Here is a 20,995-nt window from a genome sequence, read left to right as displayed (position 1 = left end):
TCGGTCAATCGTCGGCTGCCGGTGGACAATTCGCCCACCCACGGCGGTGTGCCGCGGCTCTCTCGGCCGCGTGCGCCGTGAACACCGCAGCGACCCTACCGTCTGGGCGGCGAACCCCGACACCGGAACGGGTGAACACTCCAACCCGCCCATGCCGGATGACGGTCATAACCGGGGAACCGTGACAGGTGCGCTTAGGCTGACGCGTGTGACGAAAGTGCAAGCGCGGTGATGGAACAGCGGACGGTGGGCCGCAGCGGACTGCGAGTTTCCCGGCTGGGCCTGGCCACCCACACCTGGGGCAGGGAAACCGACGCCGAGGACGCCGCGGCGCAACTCGAGGCGTTCGCCGAAGCCGGCGGCACCCTCGTCGACACCTCCCCCGCCTACGGGGACGGCGCCGCGCAACACATGCTCGGGACGCTGGTGCGTGAAATCGGGCGTGAGGAACTGGTTTTGAGCGTGCACTCCGGACGCGTGCCGCTGCGCTCGGATCCGGCCGCCGGGCCCGCGCCCACCCCGCTGCGCTGGAGTGTGGACGCCTCGCGGCGCACCATGATGCGCCAGCTCGACAACAGCCTCAGAACCCTCGGCACCGATCACCTGGATCTGTGGAACGTGGCCGCCTGGGATCCGCACACGCCCCTGGAAGAGATCGCCGGCACCCTCGAATACGCGGTCCGCACCGGGCGCGTGCGCTACGCGGGCGCCAGCGGATACGACGGCTGGCAGCTGGCCACCCTCGCCGCGGCCGCCCCCGTCACCGCCGGATACACCCCGTACTCGCTGCTGGCGCGCGGACCCGAACACGAATTCGTGCCCGCCGCACAGCATCACGGCATCGGCGTGATCGCCACCGCGCCGCTGTTCGGCGGCATCCTCACCGGCAAATACCGCGACGGGGTGCCCGCCGATTCCCGGGGCGCCGACGAAGCCACCGCCGCCGAGATCACCGCCGGGCTCGACGATCGCGCGGTGCGGGTGGTCGATGCGGTCGTCACCGCCGCCGACGGGCTGGGCACCTCACCGCTGGCCGTGGCCATGGCGTGGGTGCGCGATCAGCCCGGCATCGCCAGCCTGCTGGTCGGGGCCCGCGATATCGGGCAGCTCACCGGGGTGCTCAATGCCGAAACCCTCGAGCTGCCGCGCGCCATCGCCGCCGCCCTCGGCGATGTGAGCGCGCGCACCGAATGACAGCCCGGGACCTCCCCGACCGGGGAGACGCGCGTGCACGCCCGGAAACGGCCAGGCTAGCCTTGCCTGCATGAGGTGTCGTGTGAAAGCCCGCTCCAGCCTGCTGCGCAATGTCGTGATCGCACTGCTCGGTGCCGGTCTGGTCGCGGGCAGCGTGGCGTGCACCTCCAGCAGCGGCGGCAGCGGGCCGCACGGGCCGGTCACCGCGACCGTCGGGGACCTCGATCCGGTGGCCATCGGGCCCGAACCGGCGGCCGTGCTGCCGGCGACGGTGACATCGTTCGACGGCAGCCAGGTCACCGTCACCGACACCAGCCGCATCATCGCCGCCGACCGCTACGGCACGCTCGCGCAGACCGTGGTCGCGCTCGGGCTGGGCTCGAAACTGGTGGGGCGCTCCAACTCCGCCGCGTTCCCGGCCGTGGAGAAACTGCCCACCGTGTCGAGCGGGTCGGGGACGCTGAGCGTGGAAGCCGTTGCGGCACTGCGGCCCACGGTGTTCCTCACCGACACCACCGCCGTCACCCCGGCATTGCGGGACCAGCTCAAAGCGCTGGGCATCACGGTCGTGTACTTCGATTCCAAGCGCACCATCGACGGGGTCGTGCCGCAGATCGAAGCGGTCGCCGCCGCGCTCGGTGTGCGCGAGGCCGGGACCAAGCTGGCGCAGCGCACCAGCGACGAGATCAAAGCCGCGACCGCCTCGGTGCCCCAGCAGGATTCGAAACCCAAGATCGCGTTCCTGTACCTGCGCAGCTCCGCCATCACCATGATGTTCGGTCCCGGCTCCGGCTCGGATTCGCTCATCGCGGCCATCGGCGGCATCGACGCGGCCACCGCCTCGGGTGTCGAGCAGGAATTCGTGCCCATCACCTCCGAAGCCATGATCGCCGCCGCCCCCGACATCATCCTCACCATGACCGACGGCCTCGCCTCGGTCGGCGGCGTGGACGGGCTCGCCAAGATCCCCGGCATCGCCCAGACCCCCGCCGGACGCGATCACCGCGTCATCGACATGGCCGACACGGTCCTGCTGTCCTTCGGCCCCAACACCGGCCGCGTGGTCGCCGCACTCGTCAAGGCCGTCTACGGCCAGACCAACGCATGAGCGACCCCGCCCCGCGCACCACCGACCGACCCGACCCCACCGCCGCATCCGGTAGCGCGGATACCGCCGCGGCGGGCCACTCCGATACGGCCGCAGGCGAATCGGACGCCGCCGCCGGCGTGGTGGCGGCGACCGAACCGCATACGGCGCAGGCCGGTGCGATGCCGGGGCGGCGGCGCGAGCGCGGGTGGTCGCGGGTCGCAGTGATTTTCGCGGCGGTGCTGGCCGGGCTGGTGGTGCTGGCGTTGATCTCCGCGACCATCGGGCAGGTGCCGACCAGCGCGGCCGAGGTGGCGGGCAGCGTATTTCATCGGATGGGATTGGACTGGGGGCCGATGCCGGCGCATCCGGCCGGGTATGTGACGTTGTGGGAAGTGCGATTCCCGCGTGTCGTGCTGGCTGTTCTCGTCGGTGCCGCGCTCGCTACAGCGGGTGCATTGTTGCAGGGCGTGTTCGCCAATCCCCTTGCCGAACCCGGTGTTATCGGTGTGTCGGCGGGTGCGGCGGTCGGCGCGGGCACCGTCATCGTGGTCGGCGGCGCGTTCGCGGCCGCCTGGTCGGTGGCCGCCGGTGCGTTCGTCGCCGGGCTCGGCACCACGGTGGTGGTGTATCTGCTGTCGCGATCGAACGGGCGCACCGAAGTGGTGACGCTGGTGCTGACCGGTGTCGCCGTCAACGCCTTTGCCGGCGGGCTCATTTCGTTCCTGCTCTTCAGCGCCTCGCCCGCCGCGCGTGATCAGCTGGTGTTCTGGCAGATGGGCAGCCTCAACGGCGCCACCTGGCAATCGGTCGCGGTCGTCGCGCCGCTGACGCTGCTCGGCGTGCTCGCCGCCCTGGCCATGGCCGCCAAACTGGACCTGCTGGCCCTCGGCGAATCGGCCGCCCGCCACCTCGGCGTCGACGTGGAACGCCTGCGCCGCAACGTCATCGTCGTGGTCGCGATCCTGGCCACCGCCGGGGTCGCCTTCACCGGCATCATCCTGTTCGTCGGGCTCATCGTCCCGCACCTGGTGCGCATGCTCGTCGGCCCCGCCCACCGCGTCCTCATCCCGCTCTCGGCCCTCCTCGGCGCCCTGGTCCTGGTCGCCGCCGACATCGGCGCGCGCTCCCTGGTCCACAGCGCCGACCTGCCTTTGGGCATGATCACCTCACTGGTCGGCGCACCCTTCTTCTTCTGGCTGCTGCGCCGCACCCGCGCTCGTTCCGGAGGCTGGGCATGAGCGGTGTGAAACGCAGCCTCGGAACGGTTTTCGCGCGCGCGCAGGCGCTGCCCGAACGGCCCGCCCCGGGATCGGTCACCCTGCGGGCACGCGGGGTCAGCGCCGAACGCGGCACCGGCCGCAAAGTCCTCGACGGCGTCGACTTCGCGGTCGCGGCCGGGGAGATCGTGGCCCTGGTCGGACCCAACGGGGCCGGAAAGTCCACGCTGCTGGCCGCTTTGGCGGGCGAGCTGGACCTCACCGGAGGCACCGTCGAACTCGACGGGCAGTCGCTGGCGCACTGGTCGCACCTGGACATGGCCCGCCGCCGCGCCGTGCTGCCCCAATCCCACACCGTCGGTTTCCCGTTCACCGCCCGCGAGATCATCACCATGGGCCGCGCCCCCTGGGCCCGCACCGCTCGCCAAGCCGACGACGAGCAAGCCATCGCCGCCGCCATGGCCGCCACCGATGTCGAACACCTGGCCGCCCGCCCCTTCCCGGCCCTGTCCGGCGGTGAACGCGCCCGCGTCGCCCTGGCCCGCGTCCTGGCCCAGGACGCTCCGACCATCCTGCTCGACGAACCCACCGCCGCCCTCGACCTCGGCCACCAGGAACAAATCCTCAAACTCGCCCGCGACCGCGCCACCGCCGGCGCCGCCGTCGTAGTCGTCGTCCACGACCTCGGCGTCGCCGCCGCCTACGCCGACCGCGTCGCCGTCCTGGACTCCGGCCGCATCGTCGCCGACGGCCCGCCCCGCGAGGTCCTCACCACTGCCTTGCTCACCCGCGTCTATCGCCACCCGGTCGACGTGTTCGACCACCCCGAAACCGGGGCGCAGCTGGTCCTTCCGGTCCGTGGCTGACATCCGGTTCGTGCGCGCCGCGGGGACCGAGGTCGGAACCGGCGGACACGGCTCCCACCGCAGCCACGGGAGCCGGGATCTGCGGCATCCGATGGCGCAAGCCGGGTAGGTGCGGCACCGACCACAATTGCTGGGCAATTGCCCAACTGTTGCGTTAGGCTGGATGGCGTTCGTGTTCGTACCGATCGAGGAATGGAGGTGGGGTTGATGACCGCGCGCACTGCCGTTGCCGCACACCGGAACTCCCCGGCCTCCCCGGCGACGGCCTGACGGTCCTTTCCACCGGCCCCGCGAAACCTCTTCGCGCGACGGCCGATTCCCCGAACACGAAAGCACTCACCCCATGACGACACGTCACTGGTCCACGCGCACCGAAACCCCCACCGACATCCCCGCCGTCCGCGAAATCGTCCTCGCCGCCTTCGACACCCCCGAAGAAGCCGACCTGGTCGATGCCCTCCGCACCGACTCCGCCTGGCTCCCCGGCCTTTCCATGGTCGCCACCGACCCGAGCGACACCCCCATCGCCCACGCCCTGCTCACCCGCTGCCACATCGGCGACACCCCGGCCCTGTGCCTGGCCCCCGTCGCCGTCCTCCCACAGCACCAGAGCACCGGCGCCGGCCACGCGGTAACCACCGCCTTGCTGCACGCCGCCGCCGAACAGGGAGAACAGTTCGTGGTGGTGCTCGGCCACCCCCACTACTACCCACGCTTCGGTTTCCGGAACGCCCTGGCCAACGGCATCCGCCTGAGCATCGACATCCCCGCCGACGCCCTCATGGCCCTGTCCCTCACCAGCGCACCCCTGCCCACCGGAACCGTCCGCTACGCACCACCATTCGGCATCTGAACCGGTAGCCCGGCACAAGCGAAGGGGGCGGGCCTATCGGCTCGCTTACGTCGGCCGGCCGGATCATCTCGATCCGGCCGGCCGTTCAGCACATCACCCGGCGATCGCACTCATCGGCCAGGCTGCGTGTGCACCTGGCCCCAAGCGATCCGCAAGAGTCCGTTCACGATCCAGATCGCGACGAACAGTGCGCCGGCGAGGGGTGTCCAGGCGAAGGCGAGCAGGAGCGCGGCTGCGCCGAACCAGATGAGTTCCAGGAGGGCGCGCCGCCAGCCGGTTTGCGGGTAGCGGGCGTCCTTGGCGGCGCCGAAGAGGGCCCAGATCGTGATGAACAGGGCCGGGGCGGCCAGGGCGGTGAGGATGCGGATCGGGAGGGGGGCGTCGAGGGTGGCGCCCCACCAGGCGGCGGCGGCCAGGACGGCGAGTTCGAGCAGGAACATCAGGAGCAGGTTCGCGCCCCTGAGTACGGTCATCGCCACACCAGTTTCAGTACCGCCGGGGTGAGGAGCATGCGAATCACCGTGGCGTCCAACAACAATGCCGCGATCATGCCGTAGGCGATGTACTTCATCAACACCAGGTCCGAGAAACCGAAAGCGCCGGTGACGACGATGAGAATGGCGGCGGCGGAGGTGATGACGCCACCGGTGTGGGCGATGCCGTAGCGGATGGCCTCGGCGGGCGCGGCGCCGTCGGCGCGGGCCTCGGCCATCCGCGATTGTAGGAACACCTCGTAGTCGGTGGACAGGCCGAACAGCACGGTCACGATCAGCACCAGGACCGCGAACATCAAGGGGCCGGGGGTGAAATCGAACAGGGACGCGCCGTGGCCTTCGACGAAGATCCAGGTCAGGATGCCCAGCGTGGCGCCGAGGCTCAGCGCGCTCATGACCACGGCTTTGACCGCCAGCACGAGCGAGCGGAAGGCCGCGTACATCAGCGCCAGGGCGGCGGCGACGAGAATGACCGCCAGCAGCGGCAGGCCCTTGATCAGGCCCAGGATGCTGTCGCGTTCGAGCGCGGGCACACCGGCGACCATCACCTGCACACCGCCCGGTTCGGGAATGGCGCGCAGGGCCGCCATGACGGTGTCGGCGTCGCGTTTGTCGCCCAGCCCGCTGGCCAGCACCGTCACCCCGTCCTTGGTCGGCGCGGCGGGATCGAACGGACCGGTCATGTACTGCTTGGTGACCTGATTGGCCTCGTAGCGGATATCGGAGAGCTGCTGCGGATTCGCGTCCACCACAACCAGTTTCAGCGGTTCGGTGCGGAAGGACGGGAACAGCCGGTCGAAGTCCTGCTGCGCCACGCGCGCCGAATTGCCCGCAGCCAGATAGCGTTCGCTGAGCCCGCCGAACTCGATATTGCGGAACGGGATGATCAGCACCAGCAGCCCCAGCACGATCGGCACGATCACCAGCACCGGTTTGCGCATGGCGAACAACGCCAGCCGCGAGAAGAATCCGTTGTCGATCTGCTCGGCGGTGCGGATCGAGGCCAGCCGATGCCAGCCCCACAGATCGATGCGCCGCCCCACGATGCTCAGCACCGCCGGCAACGCCGTCACCGACAGCACCGCCGCCAGCAGCACCGAGGAGATCCCGCCCAGCGGCACCGACCGCAGCACCCCGTTCGGGTAGATGAACAGCGCCCCCAGCGACACCGCGATGATCGCCGCCGAGAACAGCACCGTGCGCCCGGCCGTCGCCACCGTGCGCGCGGTTGCCGCTTCGACGCTGCGCCCGGCCGCCAGCTCCTCCCGGAACCGGGTCACCGCGAACAGCCCGTAGTCGATGGCCAGCCCCAAACTCACCAGGGTGACCACCGCCGAGGCGAACACATTGACCTGAATGTGGTCGGTGAGCATCCGCATGATGCCCTGGGTGCCCAGAATCGTCATGCCGCCGATCAGCACCGGCAGCAGCGCCCCCACCACGCCGCCGAACACGAAATACAGCAGGATCGCCACGATCGGCAGCGCGATCAGCTCCGCGCGCTCGATATCGCGCTGCATCCCGGTATTGATGCCCTCCACCACCGGCTGCATGCCCGCCAGCTGCACCGTCGTCCCACCTGGCCCGGAACCTGCTGCGCCGGAGCCGAATTGGTCCTTGATCGCCATATAGTTCTCGACCGTGTCAGTACCGCCGTCGCCGCGCAAGCCGATACTGGCGAAGGCATGGGTGCGGTCGGCGTCGGCGAACTGGCCCATCATCGGGCCGTCGAAATACGAGTCGATCTTCAGGATGCGGGCCGATTCGGTGGTGCGCAGCCGCTCGAGGTCCGCGGTCACCGCCGAACGCACTTCGGGGCTGTCCACGGTCCGCCCCGCCGGCGCGGTGTAGAGCACGATCAGATCGCTGTCGGTATCGCGCCCGAACGTCGCATCGGCCAGCTTCGAGGCGGCCACCGATTCACTGGATTCGTCGAACCAGCCCTCCTGGGTCAGATGATCGCCCAGGTCCCGGCCGTAGAACCCGGAGGCCAGCACCGCCAGGGCGAACACTCCGAACACCAGGTACCGGTTGCGGTGGATCAGGCGCCCCCACCGCAGGGATCCGGCCTCGAGCATTACCCGCAGGCCGCCGTGGTGTAGTCCGCCGAGCGCAGGATCCCGCACAGGTCGGTGCGCGAGATCTTCCAGCGCCCGTCCTTGTTCACGAAATGCACTACCGTGGTGCGCACATTGCTGCCGGTGCCGTCCTTGTCCAGGCTCAGCGTCGCGGTCAGGGTGCCGTCGTGGTTGTCGAACACCGGATCACGCACCCCGTACACGGCCTTCGGATTGTCCTGCAGCGCTTTGTACATGTCCGGGATGGCGTCCTTGAACGCCTCCCCGTCCTCGATCAGCGCGGTCCGGTCGCTGTCGGGCAGCGCCGGATTCAACGCCGCCTTGATCTGCGCGTCCAGTTCCGCGGCGGTGGGCAGCGGCGGGCGCTGGGCCGAGGAGACGGCGGCCGCGGCCGAGGACGAACTCAGCGCCGCGTACGCCGAGGAGCGCGCGGCGGCGACCGATTCCTCGTCGGAGGAGCCGCCGCAGGCGGTCACGGCCGCGACCAGCACGGCGATCATCGATGCGGCGGCGGCCGGTCGTCGGAATGCCATCAACTTCCTCGGATGCTCGAACTGCGGTTGTGTGCCGTTAGTTTGTCATGCGAGCGAAGAGATGTGATCTTCGTGTCACATGCCGTCGATGACCGCGCCCAGGCGGCCCAAGAGCGCGCGCACCGTGGTGGCCTCGCGCGGCTGGGCCGCCGGCACCGGTACCGCCAGGGGTACCAGGTCGCGCACCAGCGCCACCACCGACCGTTCGTCGTCCAGATCGACGTCGGTGACCTGGGCGGTCGCGACCGCGACCACATCCTCGGCGGCGGGTACCGCGGTCTCCAGATCCTCCCGGTAGATCTCCAGCGTCAAGGTCGCGCGCACCGTCCGGAACGCGAAGGACCGTCCGTCCCCCACCGCGCCGAACCCGTGCGCCCAACGACCCACGGTCACGTCTTCGACGATGAAGCCCGAAGTGTGGTCGCCTACCAACACAAACTCCCTGTCACAGCCCGCTGTTGCCTTCCACCGTAACCGCTGTCACCGACACCGGCCCGAAACCCCATGTCACGTCATGCAATACGGCATCGCGTGCGGGAATCCCGGTCGCGGCGCGCCGCCGCGCATACCCCCGCCGACCGGGCCGGGTCAGGGATCATGGTCAGATTAGAGAGCACGCATGATTACGTCGGTAGGTAAGTCGGTTAGGTAAGGAGCTCGCTGCATGCGCCGTCGCGGCTGGATGACCTCTGCCCTCGCGGGCGCGGCGACAGTGGCCCTGCTGGCCGGCTGCTCCTCCGGCGACGGCGTCGAGGACAAGGCACAGCGCGATCCCGCGACCCCGGCCAGTGCGCCCGCGGCCGCCGCGCCCGCCGGGACCGTGAGCGCCGATTCCGCCATCACCGAACTGCTCGCCGTGCCCGGAACCGGGACCCTGGCCCTGGTCGGCGGGGATCGGACCCAGCTGCGACTGCGGGCGGCCGACGGGTCGGTACGCACCCTCGCGCTGCCCGGACCCGCCAACGAGCTCGCCGCCGGCGCATCGCACGAGGTGCTGGTCGCCGTGCCCGGCAAGGTGCTGCGGGTGAACGCCGACACCGCCGCCATCGGTGAGATCGCCGTGGACGGGGACGTGCGCTCGGTCGCGCTGCGCTCCGACGGCAGCCTCGCGGTCGGGCTCGGCACCGGCAAGGTGGTGCTGCTGGACGCGGACGGCACTGTGCGCCACACCATTTCGGGATTGGTCTCCGCCGACGTGATCGACGCGCGCGAGGACGCGGTCGTGGTGCTCGATCGCCGCCAGACCACCGTCACCGCGCTGAACCTGTCCGACAACCGGCTCGGGCTGACCCTGCGCGCCGGCGAAGGCGCCACCAACATGATCGGCGATCACTACGGCCGGCGCATCGTCATCGACACCGCGGGCGGCGAACTGCTGGTCTACACCGCCGATCCCTTGGTCCTGCACCAGCGTTTCCCGGTAGGCTCTTCGCCCTACGCACTCGCCTACGACGATCGCTCCGAGACCGTGTGGGTGACGCTGACAGGCACCAACGAAGTCGTCGGCTACGACCTGTCGACGGGTATACCGGTAGAGGTAGGGCGTTTCCCGACAGTGCGCCAACCCGACACCGTGACCATCGACAATGCCACCGGCGACCTGTTCGTGGGATCCGCGACCGGTGACGGTCTGCAACGGATCGGCGCGGACCAGCGGAAGAGAGGGCAGTGATGGCTCGGGCCTCACATTCTGCGCGACATTCGCGCACCTTACCGGCGGGCTGGGAGGAATCCAGCGACGAATGGGAATACGTCCCCCTGCGACTACCCCCGGAAGTCAACCGCGTGACGACCGCCATGCGCCTGGCCATCCAGGCCGAATACGGCGGCTGGGAACTGTCGCGGGTCCGCGCCTATACCGACGGCAGCCGGCGGGTACTCCTACGCCGACGAAAAAGCTCCCTGCTAGCCCCGACCCCTGAGGCGGTGATGTAACCCGCATGTCCGAGCGTCTGTACGCCCTGTTGCTGAAGGTGATGTTCCTGTTCCCGCCGGAACGCATCCACCATCTGGCTTTCGCGGCCATGAAACTCGCCACCCGGTTCGCCCCGGGCCGCGCGGTGACCGCGAGACTTCTCGTCGCCGACGACCCCATACTGCGCACACGCCTGTTCGGCGTGGATTTCCCCGCGCCCTTGGGCCTGGCCGCCGGCTTCGACAAGAACGCCGAAGGCGCAGACGCCTGGGGCCCCCTCGGTTTCGGCTACGCCGAGATCGGCACCGTGACGGCACAGGCGCAACCGGGCAATCCGGCCCCGCGCCTGTTCCGCCTGCCCGCCGATCGCGCGCTGATCAACCGCATGGGGTTCAACAACTTCGGTGCGGCCGCCGCGGCCGAGCATCTGGCCCGTCGGCTGCCCGGCGGGGTTCCGCTGGGCGCCAACATCGGCAAGACCAAGGTCACCGCACCCGAGGATGCGGCCGCCGATTACGCCATCAGCGCCGAACTGCTCGGCCCCCTGGCCGATTTCATGGTCGTCAACGTCTCCTCCCCCAACACGCCGGGTCTGCGTGACCTGCAAGCGGTGGAGTCGCTGCGCCCGATCCTGCAGGCCGTGCTGGACTCGGTATCGATCCCCGTCCTGGTGAAGATCGCACCCGACCTGTCGGACGAGGACATCGACGCCGTCGCCGACCTGGCCGTCGAGCTGGGCCTGGCCGGCATCGTGGCCACCAACACCACCATCCGCCGCGATGGCCTGGCCACTCCCGCCGCCGAGGTCGAATCCCTCGGCGCCGGCGGTCTTTCCGGCGCCCCGGTCGCCGACCGCTCGCTCGAGGTCCTGCGCCGCCTCTACGCCCGCGTCGGCGACAAACTGGTCCTGATCTCCGTCGGCGGCATCGAAACCGCCGACCAGGCTTGGGAGCGCATCCTCGCCGGGGCCTCACTGCTGCAGGGCTATACCGGTTTCATCTACGGTGGCCCGTTCTGGCCCCGCCGCATCCACCGCGGCCTGGCCGAGAAACTCCGCGCGCACGGCTACTCCAGCCTGTCCGAGGCGGTCGGTGCAGGGCATCACACCCGCGCCTGACCCGAATCACCACTCGATGCACCCCGTGCGAATTCGCATGGGGTGCATGTGTTTTCCAGGCGATCCCCCGCGCTGACCGGGCTCACGGATGCCGCGATCGCGCCGCCAGTGCCGCCGCCGACCGCCCGCCCCCGGAGGCCCCGGGCAATTCGGCGTCGAGCGGAACCACCACCCCGGTGTCCTGGTGCATGCGCTCGGCCATGCGCCGAGCCAGCACGAGCACCGCATGCTCCACCCCGATGCCGAGCCGGGCCGCGCGATCGGCCGCGGTGGCATGCGCGCCGTGATCGTCGACGATGTCCGGGTCGGAGAGAATCTCGTCGAGCTCCATCCCCGCCCACGCCTGCTCCCAGGTCAGCCGGTGCTCGGGCAGCCAGCTCAACCGCCACACCTCCCCGGTGAAACCGTGTGCGCGGAAAGCGAATTCGGGAGTCAGATCGCTGACCATGGCGCGGCTGCTGATATCGATTGTCACGGGGGTCCTCCTCGGGCCGTCCACGCGAGCGCGGCGCTCACCGCATCTCGCGTCGTGCTGCTCCCGTCGCCGACGATTGCCCGCGGCGGAGTTGTGTCATCCCTCATCGAATTCCGGGCGGTTGGTATTTCTAGAATTCCAGCATCCACCCGAATTGCCGGAATTACGATCATCGATTCCGCCGTCTCCCCTCCAGCACCGCCATGGCCTCCTCCACGGCGATCCCCAACTCCCCCGCACTGGCGATGGCGCGGGCGGCGAGAATCACATCTCGCTGGTAGTGGTTCCCCGAAAAGATCTCCGCAAGCTCCATTCCCGCCAACGCCTGCGCCCGCGTCAGCAGCCGCTGCGGCAACCAGCTCACCCTCCAGTCGTACTCCCACCCGTCCGCGACCCGATGCGCGGACTCGAAGGTCAGCTCGCTGGTCATCTGCCAGTCGGAGTGGAAGATGGTCACGACGCGTCCCCCCGCTCGAGTCTTCGCTTCTGCAATACCGCCATCACGTGCCGCACGGTGGTGCCCAACCGCGCCGCCAGCGCATCGGCGTGTTCGCCCGGTTCCTCGAGCCCGCTGCACAGTTCGGTGAGTTCCATTGCGGCCCGGGCCTGCTCGCGGTTCAGTCGCGGTTCGGGTTGCCAGCTCAGCTCCCAAGCGGGCTCGTGGCCGTCGGCGCTGCGGCGCGCCCACTCCGGTGTCAGGCTGCTGGTCATCGATCGGCTGCTCTCGTAGATCATGACGGTCTCCTCGGGTTCGGGAGTCGTCACTGTCCTGTTGGCAGTTTTTCCGGAATGACCGAATCGGCCGCTCCCGCTACAGGATTCGGCCGAGGCTTGGTGCGAGCCAGAGGACGGCTGCGACGACTGGTCGATAGGTCGGATTTCTCAGGTGCTCACGGCCGTGTGCGGAATCCGCCGGTGTTGATCTCCGACTCCGGATCCGTCTTGGCACGAAAGGCCTTCCGGCACCGGAGGAAACGTCGCGAGGGGAGAATCGCTCCGAACATCAGGACCTCCCTGACTTGCTGATCGGGCTGCCGCCCTACCCAAGGATGGCATTTGCCTTCCCATTTCGGCAATTGCCGCCGCAAGATGGAAATTGCCGATTAGCCTCCGTGATAAACCACGAATCGTCAGGAGTGGGTGAATGACGACGAACCGCGATACCCACGGCGATCCGCCGCTGCCGTCGGTATCCGATTCCGGCGTTCAGGCCGCGTACGCGATCTTGTTGAAGCTGCGCAAACGCACTGGCCTGCGGTCGAATCGACTGCGCAACACCGAGATCGACGTTTCGGAACTGCTGCGGCTGCCGGTCGTGCGCCGCCAGGCGTATCTATCGGAGACCTCCGCGATACGGGTGCTGCCGGCCATCGTCGGGCAGGTCGCCTGTCAACTCCCGGTGACGCAACGCTTGATCGTCGACAGTGAACTGTGCCTCGGCCTGTTCGCCGACGCGCCCCCCGAGCATCTCGACGTCGAGCGTCTTTACGCGGCAGATCTCGGACCTCGTCGCCAATATCTGACCGAACAGTGGGACAGACTGCATGAAGCGCTGGGCGCCGATGAGATTCCACCCGCGCCGACCGAACGCGCGCTGCGTGACGGCCGGATCGAGTTGGAGGCCTTCAACGCGCTGGCTGCCGCGCTCATCGACGGGGACGTGCCCTCGATGCGTGAGAAGGACACCGTCACGGTTATCGGCGATGCGGTCATGGATCACAACATCATGGTCGAGGAGATGCCTCGCGACGGGATGGTGCTGCCGGGAAACCTGCTCGAACACTCCGGCGGCAAGGGATTGAACCGGGCAGTCGCACTTGCGCAACTGGGCTTGGACGCCCGATTGCTCACCGTTCTGGGTAATGACCACTACGGCACCGAGATCCTCGGTTATCTGTCGAAGCGGCGGGTGGACGTCAGTCTGGTCGACGTCAAGCTGGGCCGGACTCCCGTCACTACCGTGATCCGGACATTGACGGGCCAGCAGGCAGCGATTCCCTTCAAACAGAGCCGAGTACGACTCGTCGAATCCGTTTTCGACCTGACCTACAACCGGCAGGCGATCACCGACTCGAAGGCTGTGATAATCACCTTCGAAACCCCCATGGACGTGGTGGAGCGCGCCCTGCGCGTAGTCGATTCGGTGCCCCGGACGGATCGGCCGGTGCTGCTGATCAATACCTCGCCACCCAGTGTGCTGCCGGTCGCGGCCCGTCAGTTCGTGAAAGGGGTCGCGCATGTGGTTGGCGCGCCCAAGGACCTTGCCACCATGTGGCCGGTCGGTAGTTCCTACCTAGACACCGTCACGGAATTGCTGAAGCGGGTGTCCGGTGCCGTGTGCGTGATCGAGGGTTCGGTGTACACAGTCCATCGGCCTGGTCGCAGTACCTTCGTCATGCACCTGCCCAACGTCCCGCCGGAGCAGTTGCCATACTCCTCGGCGGCCTTTACCGCGGCTCTGGCCTATCGATTGCTTGGCAAGGATGTGCCAGCTGAGATCGACGACTTCCGTTGGGCTGCAGCAGCTGTCGCGGCCACCGAGGCCATGGCGAAGGAAGCCTCCGCCGAGGATGTTCCGAATGTCCCGGACTGTATGCCGACCCGCGATCGGATCACCGCGGCGGTGTCTCGCATCGAGGTGCGAGTGCCGGAAACCACCTGAAGTTCCATCTCGACGGCGCGCCGGTCGGGCGCTTCGCGTGTCCGATGCGATCGAGCACCGTCGGCTATATGATCGCCGGGGCCACGGCCCCAGGGATCTGTCGGGTTGCAACGGACCGTAATCGGAGGATGGGTTGGGGCGCACCAGCATGCGGCGTGCGGCATTCGACAGTCGCGGTTCGATGGGCGGCCCAGCATTCGTCGACGGCATTACGACATCAGCCGCCTGGCAGGAAACTGCTGATACCGCGCACTGGTTCACGCGGATCGGACAGCCACGAATCCGTATGCGAGTGGCCGAGGTGCATGGTGACACGACCGGCCACGCACTGATCTTCGGGGAGGGGCCCGCGCTCGAGGGGTGCCTCGTCCGCATCCATTCGAGGTGCTTGTTCGGTGACGCCCTGGGGTCCGATGACTGCGATTGTGGTCCGGAGCTGGCCTTGGCGATGGACATGATCCACGCGCACGGTAGTGGCATCCTCTTCTATCTCGAGCAGGAGGGCCGGGGCGCGGGTTTGCGGACGAAGGCGCGCGGCTATCAGCTGAGCCAGGATAGGGAACTCAATACTTTCGAGAGTTTCGTGCGTCTGGGATATCCGCCTGATTGTCGCAACTATCACGACGCTGCCGAGTTCTTGCAAAAGCTGGGACTGACAAGGATTCGTTTGCTGACGAACAATCCGGAGAAGGTCGCTCAGCTGACCGGAGCCGGGCTTTCCGTTCAGCAAGTTCCCCTGCGGACATCGCCACGCAGCAAGCGCGCGCGACAGTACCTGGAGGACAAGCGCGTGCACCGGGGCCACCGGCTGCCCCGCACCTGGTGGATGTGGCGGATCGTCGACGGGCTGTTCGAGCTGGCGATCATCACGACAGTCAGCGTCAGCTGTGTTGCCGCGGCCCAGTTGATCACCCGCACCGACCCACTCCCGATGGTCGATGTCGCCTCGGTGGCGTTCGGAATCGTGGCAGGTGGTTGGGTTCGATCGCGAACGCGCCTGTTGCAGGCCAGGTTTCGTCTGCTTTGTCTCCGTTTTTACGGGCTTCGTGCCTCGAATGTGGACTGACGACCGACAATGAGTTTGGCGCCGGCTCGCCATCGATGACCGCGCTATCTGCATGGTTGGAGTTGCCTTGAAGGACTTCGAGTCGACCGCTCACCTGATGTCACGGCGTGGGCAGGACCTCTCGGTGTGGGTCCGGGATCTGTACGAGGACAGGCAGGACGGCAGTCGCATGGTCACCGGTCATGTTCTGGTTTTCGGTGGTGAGGCAAAGGACGGCTGTCTGGTTCGCATCCACTCACGCTGCCTCTACGGTGACGCCTTGCAAAGTGATGACTGTGATTGCGGGCCGGAACTGAAGCTCGCGATGGATCGAATCCAGGCCGATGGCGGTCGTGGTGTGCTGATATATCTCGAGCAGGAGGGCCGTGGAGCCGGCTTGGAAGTGAAGGCCCAGGCGTTGGCGCACGGCGAGCGAACGGGTGCCGATTCCTACACCAGTTACGCCGCGCTTCGGCATCCCGTCGACTCGCGTTCCTACGCGCAAGCCGCGACTGCACTCAAAGAGTTGAAGCTGCGCTCCGTTCGTTTGATGACGAACAATCCCGAGAAACTGTCGGCGGTACGCAAGGCAGGGATCGAGGTCGTTCATGTTCCGCTGCTGACGGTGCCGCGCAGCGAGCGGGCGCGCAAATACATGGAATCCAAGCGGCGGATGGCCGGGCACGACCTGCCCGAGGCCGAACTGCCCGACCCGTCCTGGGAACAGCGCGCGCAGGCGGTGATGTGGTGGTTCGTGCGCCCGGTCTGGGATCGGATCACCGGGGTGTCCGCCGATCGGCCGATGTAGCCCGAGACACAACTGTCAATGTATGGCTACGATGAGTGAGCCGCGCCACACCGGCGCGCCACAATGAGCGTGGGTCGGGTTGGTCGTTCTCTCGGACGTCAGGGGTTCGCGCAGGTTGGATGGGTGCGCGTGGCGGGTGAAGCGAGAGGCACATCGGGAAAAGGGATATGACGACAGACATCGGCTATACGCACAAATCGGGCAAAACGGTCTTCACGATTCCGGAGGCGTTTCAGGAGACGGTGACGCTGCGGCCTGAGCAGGTGGCGATACGGACGGTGGGGGGAACCACCACGATCACGTGGCGGGAGTACGGGGAGCGGGTCAAGGTCATCGCGGCCGGGTTGGCGGGGCTGGGGGTGGGACACGGGGACACCGTCGGGATCATGTTGACCAACCGGCCGGAGTTCAACCTGGTCGATACCGCGGCGCTGCATCTGGGGGCGACGCCGTTCTCGATCTACAACACCAGCTCCCCCGAGCAGATCAAGCACCTGTTCACCAATGCCGAGAACAAGGTCGTCATCACCGAACCGGTGTTCCTGGACGCGGTGCGCGGGGCCGGAGTCGAGCTGGAACACATTGTGCTGGTGGAGGGTTCGGCCGACGGCACGATCACCCTGGCCGAGGTGGAGGCCGCACCGGCCGAGGGTTTCGATTTCGACGCGGCCTGGCGGGCGGTCAAGCCCGAGGACGTCGCGACGCTGATCTACACCTCCGGCACCACGGGCCCGTCCAAGGGTGTGGAGCTCACCCATGAGAACGTGGTCGCGCAGATCGTGGGATTGGTCGCCGGGCCGCTCACGGTCGGGTTGGACGACCGGTCGGTGTCGTACCTGCCGGCCGCCCATGTCGCGGACCGCATTTCGGGGCACTGCGCCAACCTGTTCACCGGCGTGCAGATGACCACCGTGCCCGACCCGCGCGAGATCGCCGCCGCACTGCCCGACGCCCGCCCGACCGCCTTCTTCGGCGTGCCGCGCGTGTGGCAGAAGATCAAGGCCGGGATCGACGCCAAACTGGCCACCGAACCCAGCCCGGTGAAGAAATCCCTGGCCAACTGGGCGATCGGCGTCGGCGTCAATGCCGCGCGCGCCGATCTGGCCGGCACCGGCCGCGGCCTGCTGCTGGACGTGCAGCACAAACTGGCCGAGGCGCTGGTGCTGTCCAAGCTGCGCCACGCGCTCGGCTTCGACGAGCTCAAGGTCGCCGCCTCGGGCGCGGCGGCGATCCCGCCCGAAACCCTGGAATACATGCTGGGCCTGGGCTTCACGGTCACCGAGGTGTGGGGCATGTCGGAGACCTCCGGCGTCGGCACCTACACCCCGCTGGACAAGCCCAAGCCGGGCACGGTCGGAATTCCCATGCAGGGCGTGGAGATCCGGCTCGGCGAGGACGGCGAGCTGCTGCTGCGCGGCGCGCTCGTCACCCGCGGCTACCGCAAGATGCCCGACAAGACCGCCGAGGCGATCGACGGGGACGGCTGGCTGCACACCGGTGATGTGGCGACCATCGACGGCGACGGCTACGTCTCCATCGTGGACCGCAAGAAGGAACTCATCATCAACGAGTCGGGGAAGAACCTGTCCCCCACCAATATCGAGAACACCGTCAAGGCCGCGTCCTCGCTGGTCGGGCAGGTGGTGGCGATCGGTGACGCCAAGCCGTTCATCGCCGCGCTCATCGTGCTCGATCCCGATACCGCCGTGGTGCGGGCCAAGGCGCTGGGCACCCCCGACGCCGACCTCGAAGCGCTCTCCACGCACCCGGAGATCATCGAGGAGATCAAGGCGGCGGTGCAGACCGCCAATGCCAAACTCGCCCGGGTGGAACAGATCAAGCGGTTCGTGATCCTGGATACCGGCTGGGAGCCCGGCGGTGACGAACTCACCCCGACGCTCAAGCTCAAGCGCAACCCGATCACCACCAAGTACGCCGCGGAGATCGCCGCGCTGTACACCACTCCGGCCCCGGAGAACGTGATCGACCTGGGCTGATCGCCCGGCGATCGAAAACCCCGGTGGGCCCGGACTTCTCGAAGTCCGGGCCCACTGCGGCGTCAGGCACGGACCCCCGACGCGATGCGCCGCAGCTGCGCCGACATGACTTCGGCGACCCGTCCCAGCTGCGCGTGGCTGTGCTCGGCCGTGTCGTACTCCACCTGAATGTGCAACCGCCCGCCCACGGTGAAGATCGTCATCTTCGGCGGCATCCCACCCGCCATGGCCGAAATCTCGTCACGCACGAACTCCACCCCGGCGGGCATCGAATGCGCCGCCAGCGCACCCATGTTCGACAGTGCGATGGACGGCTGCGCCGCGAACACCGCCGCGGTCACCGCGTCCAGCTCGCGCTGCGCGGCCCGCATGAACAGCGCCGGGAACCCCATGGCCTGCGCCTCGGCCATGCGCGCGTGCACCTGCACCCCGGCCGTCACGGGATCGGCGTCGGCATCCACCAGCGCCGGAGTGCCCGCTCCCGCCGCGCAATTGAGCATTGTCGAGGCCGCCACCGGGTGGGGCAGCACCGGGCGCAGATCCACCGCGTGCCCGCACAGCAACGCCATCGCCCCGGCCGTCGGATCGAACTGCGCGCGCACCGCCACCAGCGCCGCGCCGCCCAGCAGACTGTTGACCGAGATCCCGTGCCCGCGCGCCACCTCGACCAGCGCACCCGTCGCCCGCTCGTCCAACTCGATGCGCCGCACCGCGAACCGCCCCGCCGGATCCCCGATCCCGTCACCGTCCACGGGCAGGGTGCGCGGCGCCGCGCCCGCGTCGGATCCGGCCGCAGCCGCCCGGAACTGCGCCAGCAGCGCATCGACCGCCGCCTCGTCGACCACCGCCGCCAGCTGCTCGTCCACCCCGGGGATCAACGCCACATCCGAATCGGTGTGCGGCAGTGCCGAACCCGCGATCAGTGCGGTGTAGCGGCGCCACATCTCATCCAGCAGCGCGAACGCCGAGCGGCCGTCGCTGATGCCGTGATGCACGATCAGCACGATCCGCGTCGCCTCCGCCCCGCGCAGCACCACCGCCTCGAACAACCCGTCACGCCACTGCGGACGGGTGTTCAGCAGCTGCCGATACCGCTGTTCGATCTCCCCGGCGTACTCGCGGACCGGCGGCCGATACCCGTCCACGACCTCGAAGTACTGTCCGCCGTCCCGGCCCGCGACCACGCGACTGCGCAACAGCACATGCTCGCCCGCCAGTTCCGCGAGCACGCGCGCGAGCACCCCGATGTCGATCCGCCCGCGCACCAGCGAGCCGATGAACAGCGGCATCCCGCCGATGGGCACGCTGCCGAGGCGGGTGCCGGTACTGAAATAGCTGATCTCGAACGGGGAAAGCGCGCGCCGCCTGGTCATTTCGGTGTTCCTTCGAGCGGATGGATCGTGTCCAGCCCGACCATACACACGTTTCAAACACCTGTCACAAACAATTGTTTGAAACGATCGTCACAAACATCCGTTCGGTCGCTGTTACCCTGGTCGACGTGGGAACCCGAGAAGATCTGCTGGCCGCGACCAAGCAATGCCTGGCCGAACGCGGCTACGCCCGCACCACCGTGCGCGATATCGTCGCCGCCTCCGGCGCCAACCTGGCCGCCATCAACTACCACTTCGGCACCCGCGACAAACTGCTGAACCAGGCCATGCTGGAATCCACCGCCGCCGCGGTCACGCACCTGCTCGACACCCTGCCCGCCGAAGACGCCGACACCGACTACGCCGAACGCCTGAACACCTTCTGGCACAAGCTGATCGGCTCCTTCGCCGACGATCGCGCGGTCTGGGCCGCCAATGCCGAAAGCCTCGCCCAAGCGCTGCACTCCCCCGAACTGGCCGCCGAAACCGGTGCGGCACAGGAGCAGGCGCGGGAAGGTCTGGCGCACGCACTCGGCGACGGTGATCGCGCCATGGGCGCGGTCCTGCAAACCCTGATCGGCGGCATGCTCGTGCAATACCTCATCGACCCCGAGCACGCCCCGACCGCCGAAGACCTCACCGCCGGCATCCGCGGCCTGGCCCAGCGCCTGAGCCCGCACTGACCCCCGGACACCGCGACGGCCCCGAACCGAAAGGTCCGGGGCCGCAACGAAACCACCTCAGAGCTGCTCGTGCGTGCCGATCAGCGTCGCGCGCCCGATGGCGTTCATGAACAGATTGAACCCCAGGTACGCCGGCGAGGCGTTCTCGTCCACCTCGAGCCGCTCCACACCCACCGCGTGCACCACCACGAAATACCGGTGCGCCCCGTGCCCGGCGGGCGGGAACGCCCCCGTGTACTGGTGCAGCCCCGCGTCGTTGCGCAGATGAATCGCCCCGTCCGGCAGCGATCCGCCCGCACTGCCCTGCCCGTTCTCCAGGCTGGTGGTGGTCACCGGAATATTGGCCACCACCCAGTGCCAGAACCCCGAAGCCGTCGGCGCGTCCGGGTCGTACATGGTGACCGCGAAACTCTTGGTCTCGGACGGGAATCCGCTCCAGCTCAGCTGCGGCGACACATCGCGGCCGCCCGCCCCGCCCAGCGCGCTGACCTGATCCAGATGCAGCGGCTTGCCATCGCTGATATCGGCGGAGGTGACGGTGAACTCGGGCAGCTGCGGCAGCGGCGCGTACGGGTTGTACGAATAGTCGGGCACG

The 20,995-nt window shown here is 68.3% G+C and carries 22 protein-coding genes; 13 read left to right on the top strand and 9 right to left on the bottom strand.

What is annotated here, in order from left to right:
- Positions 1-231 precede the first annotated feature (231 nt).
- The 5 genes from NY1_RS05480 to NY1_RS05460 all read left to right on the top strand — a co-directional run bounded on the left by NY1_RS05480 (position 232) and on the right by NY1_RS05460 (position 5,220).
- Positions 232-1,194, top strand: a complete 963-nt coding sequence (locus NY1_RS05480; protein WP_067709087.1) for an aldo/keto reductase — start codon at positions 232-234, stop codon at positions 1,192-1,194.
- A 70-nt stretch (positions 1,195-1,264) separates the two neighbouring features.
- Positions 1,265-2,302, top strand: coding sequence for a heme/hemin ABC transporter substrate-binding protein (locus tag NY1_RS05475; RefSeq protein ID WP_067709085.1), 1,038 nt, complete (start codon positions 1,265-1,267; stop codon positions 2,300-2,302).
- A gap of 161 nt (positions 2,303-2,463) precedes the next feature.
- The gene (locus NY1_RS05470) at positions 2,464-3,522 is read left to right on the top strand and encodes a FecCD family ABC transporter permease (RefSeq protein ID WP_067709218.1); all 1,059 of its coding nucleotides are present in this window, start codon (positions 2,464-2,466) and stop codon (positions 3,520-3,522) included.
- Entirely contained in the window at positions 3,519-4,367 is an 849-nt protein-coding gene (locus NY1_RS05465) for a heme ABC transporter ATP-binding protein (protein WP_067709083.1), read from the top strand. Before NY1_RS05470 ends, NY1_RS05465 begins: the two co-directional genes overlap by 4 nt.
- A gap of 343 nt (positions 4,368-4,710) precedes the next feature.
- Entirely contained in the window at positions 4,711-5,220 is a 510-nt protein-coding gene (locus tag NY1_RS05460) for a GNAT family N-acetyltransferase (protein WP_067709081.1), read from the top strand.
- Positions 5,221-5,330: 110 nt separating this feature from the next.
- Here the strand turns inward: NY1_RS05460 and NY1_RS05455 are convergent, their stop codons facing one another.
- The 4 genes from NY1_RS05455 to NY1_RS05440 form a co-directional block, all read right to left on the bottom strand.
- On the bottom strand, positions 5,331-5,693 hold the full coding sequence (locus tag NY1_RS05455; protein WP_067709079.1) for a DUF2568 domain-containing protein: 363 nt from the start codon (positions 5,691-5,693) through the stop codon (positions 5,331-5,333).
- Positions 5,690-7,792 (bottom strand): MMPL family transporter, encoded by a 2,103-nt coding sequence (locus tag NY1_RS05450; RefSeq protein WP_067709078.1) that lies wholly within the window; start codon positions 7,790-7,792, stop codon positions 5,690-5,692. The genes NY1_RS05455 and NY1_RS05450 overlap by 4 nt, the downstream gene beginning before the upstream one ends.
- On the bottom strand, positions 7,792-8,325 hold the full coding sequence (locus NY1_RS05445) for a WKL family lipoprotein (RefSeq protein ID WP_067709076.1): 534 nt from the start codon (positions 8,323-8,325) through the stop codon (positions 7,792-7,794). Before NY1_RS05445 ends, NY1_RS05450 begins: the two co-directional genes overlap by 1 nt.
- Positions 8,326-8,400: 75 nt before the next feature.
- A complete protein-coding gene (locus NY1_RS05440) occupies positions 8,401-8,718 on the bottom strand; it encodes a hypothetical protein (protein WP_233039934.1) in 318 nt (105 codons plus the stop codon).
- A gap of 271 nt (positions 8,719-8,989) precedes the next feature.
- Here NY1_RS05440 and NY1_RS05435 point away from each other — a divergent pair, with 271 nt between their 5' ends.
- From NY1_RS05435 to NY1_RS05425, 3 genes are read left to right on the top strand one after another with little or no spacing between them, the layout of a single operon-like run.
- Positions 8,990-9,997, top strand: coding sequence for a YncE family protein (locus tag NY1_RS05435; RefSeq protein WP_067709074.1), 1,008 nt, complete (start codon positions 8,990-8,992; stop codon positions 9,995-9,997).
- Complete coding sequence (locus tag NY1_RS05430; protein WP_067709072.1) at positions 9,997-10,260, top strand: DUF5703 family protein; 264 nt, start codon at positions 9,997-9,999, stop codon at positions 10,258-10,260. Before NY1_RS05435 ends, NY1_RS05430 begins: the two co-directional genes overlap by 1 nt.
- Before the next feature lie 17 nt (positions 10,261-10,277).
- Complete coding sequence (locus NY1_RS05425; protein WP_067709214.1) at positions 10,278-11,357, top strand: quinone-dependent dihydroorotate dehydrogenase; 1,080 nt, start codon at positions 10,278-10,280, stop codon at positions 11,355-11,357.
- 82 nt (positions 11,358-11,439) lie between these two features.
- Here NY1_RS05425 and NY1_RS05420 read toward each other — a convergent pair whose 3' ends face one another.
- The 3 genes from NY1_RS05420 to NY1_RS05410 form a co-directional block, all read right to left on the bottom strand.
- Positions 11,440-11,832: a hypothetical protein gene (locus tag NY1_RS05420; protein ID WP_067709070.1), complete on the bottom strand. Its 393-nt coding sequence runs from the start codon at positions 11,830-11,832 to the stop codon at positions 11,440-11,442.
- A 169-nt stretch (positions 11,833-12,001) separates the two neighbouring features.
- Complete coding sequence (locus tag NY1_RS05415) at positions 12,002-12,289, bottom strand: hypothetical protein (protein WP_067709068.1); 288 nt, start codon at positions 12,287-12,289, stop codon at positions 12,002-12,004.
- Positions 12,286-12,597, bottom strand: a complete 312-nt coding sequence (locus NY1_RS05410) for a hypothetical protein (RefSeq protein ID WP_067709066.1) — start codon at positions 12,595-12,597, stop codon at positions 12,286-12,288. The genes NY1_RS05415 and NY1_RS05410 overlap by 4 nt, the downstream gene beginning before the upstream one ends.
- A gap of 379 nt (positions 12,598-12,976) precedes the next feature.
- Between NY1_RS05410 and NY1_RS05405 the strand changes: the two genes are divergently transcribed.
- From NY1_RS05405 to NY1_RS05390, 4 genes are all read left to right on the top strand, one after another.
- A complete protein-coding gene (locus NY1_RS05405; RefSeq protein ID WP_067709064.1) occupies positions 12,977-14,494 on the top strand; it encodes a carbohydrate kinase family protein in 1,518 nt (505 codons plus the stop codon).
- A 133-nt stretch (positions 14,495-14,627) separates the two neighbouring features.
- Positions 14,628-15,560: a GTP cyclohydrolase II gene (locus tag NY1_RS05400; RefSeq protein ID WP_233434212.1), complete on the top strand. Its 933-nt coding sequence runs from the start codon at positions 14,628-14,630 to the stop codon at positions 15,558-15,560.
- Positions 15,561-15,627: 67 nt separating this feature from the next.
- A complete protein-coding gene (gene ribA / locus NY1_RS05395) occupies positions 15,628-16,347 on the top strand; it encodes a GTP cyclohydrolase II RibA (protein ID WP_067709060.1) in 720 nt (239 codons plus the stop codon).
- 167 nt (positions 16,348-16,514) lie between these two features.
- On the top strand, positions 16,515-18,344 hold the full coding sequence (locus NY1_RS05390) for an AMP-dependent synthetase/ligase (protein ID WP_067709058.1): 1,830 nt from the start codon (positions 16,515-16,517) through the stop codon (positions 18,342-18,344).
- 62 nt (positions 18,345-18,406) lie between these two features.
- On the opposite strand, the gene NY1_RS05385 is transcribed toward NY1_RS05390, so the two are convergent.
- Positions 18,407-19,717 (bottom strand): phthiocerol/phthiodiolone dimycocerosyl transferase family protein, encoded by a 1,311-nt coding sequence (locus NY1_RS05385; RefSeq protein WP_067709057.1) that lies wholly within the window; start codon positions 19,715-19,717, stop codon positions 18,407-18,409.
- Between the two features lie 128 nt (positions 19,718-19,845).
- On the opposite strand from NY1_RS05385, the gene NY1_RS05380 reads away from it, so the two are divergent.
- A complete protein-coding gene (locus NY1_RS05380; protein ID WP_067709055.1) occupies positions 19,846-20,400 on the top strand; it encodes a TetR/AcrR family transcriptional regulator in 555 nt (184 codons plus the stop codon).
- A gap of 57 nt (positions 20,401-20,457) precedes the next feature.
- Here the strand turns inward: NY1_RS05380 and NY1_RS05375 are convergent, their stop codons facing one another.
- On the bottom strand, positions 20,458-20,994 hold the full coding sequence (locus NY1_RS05375) for a YbhB/YbcL family Raf kinase inhibitor-like protein (RefSeq protein WP_067709053.1): 537 nt from the start codon (positions 20,992-20,994) through the stop codon (positions 20,458-20,460).
- Position 20,995: the final 1 nt, after the last annotated feature.

Origin of the sequence: Nocardia yamanashiensis NBRC 100130, assembly GCF_001613325.1 — a bacterium.
GTDB lineage: Bacteria > Actinomycetota > Actinomycetes > Mycobacteriales > Mycobacteriaceae > Nocardia > Nocardia yamanashiensis.
The sequence above is the reverse complement of the archived record's forward strand: the minus strand, read 5'-3'. Positions and strand labels throughout refer to the sequence as shown.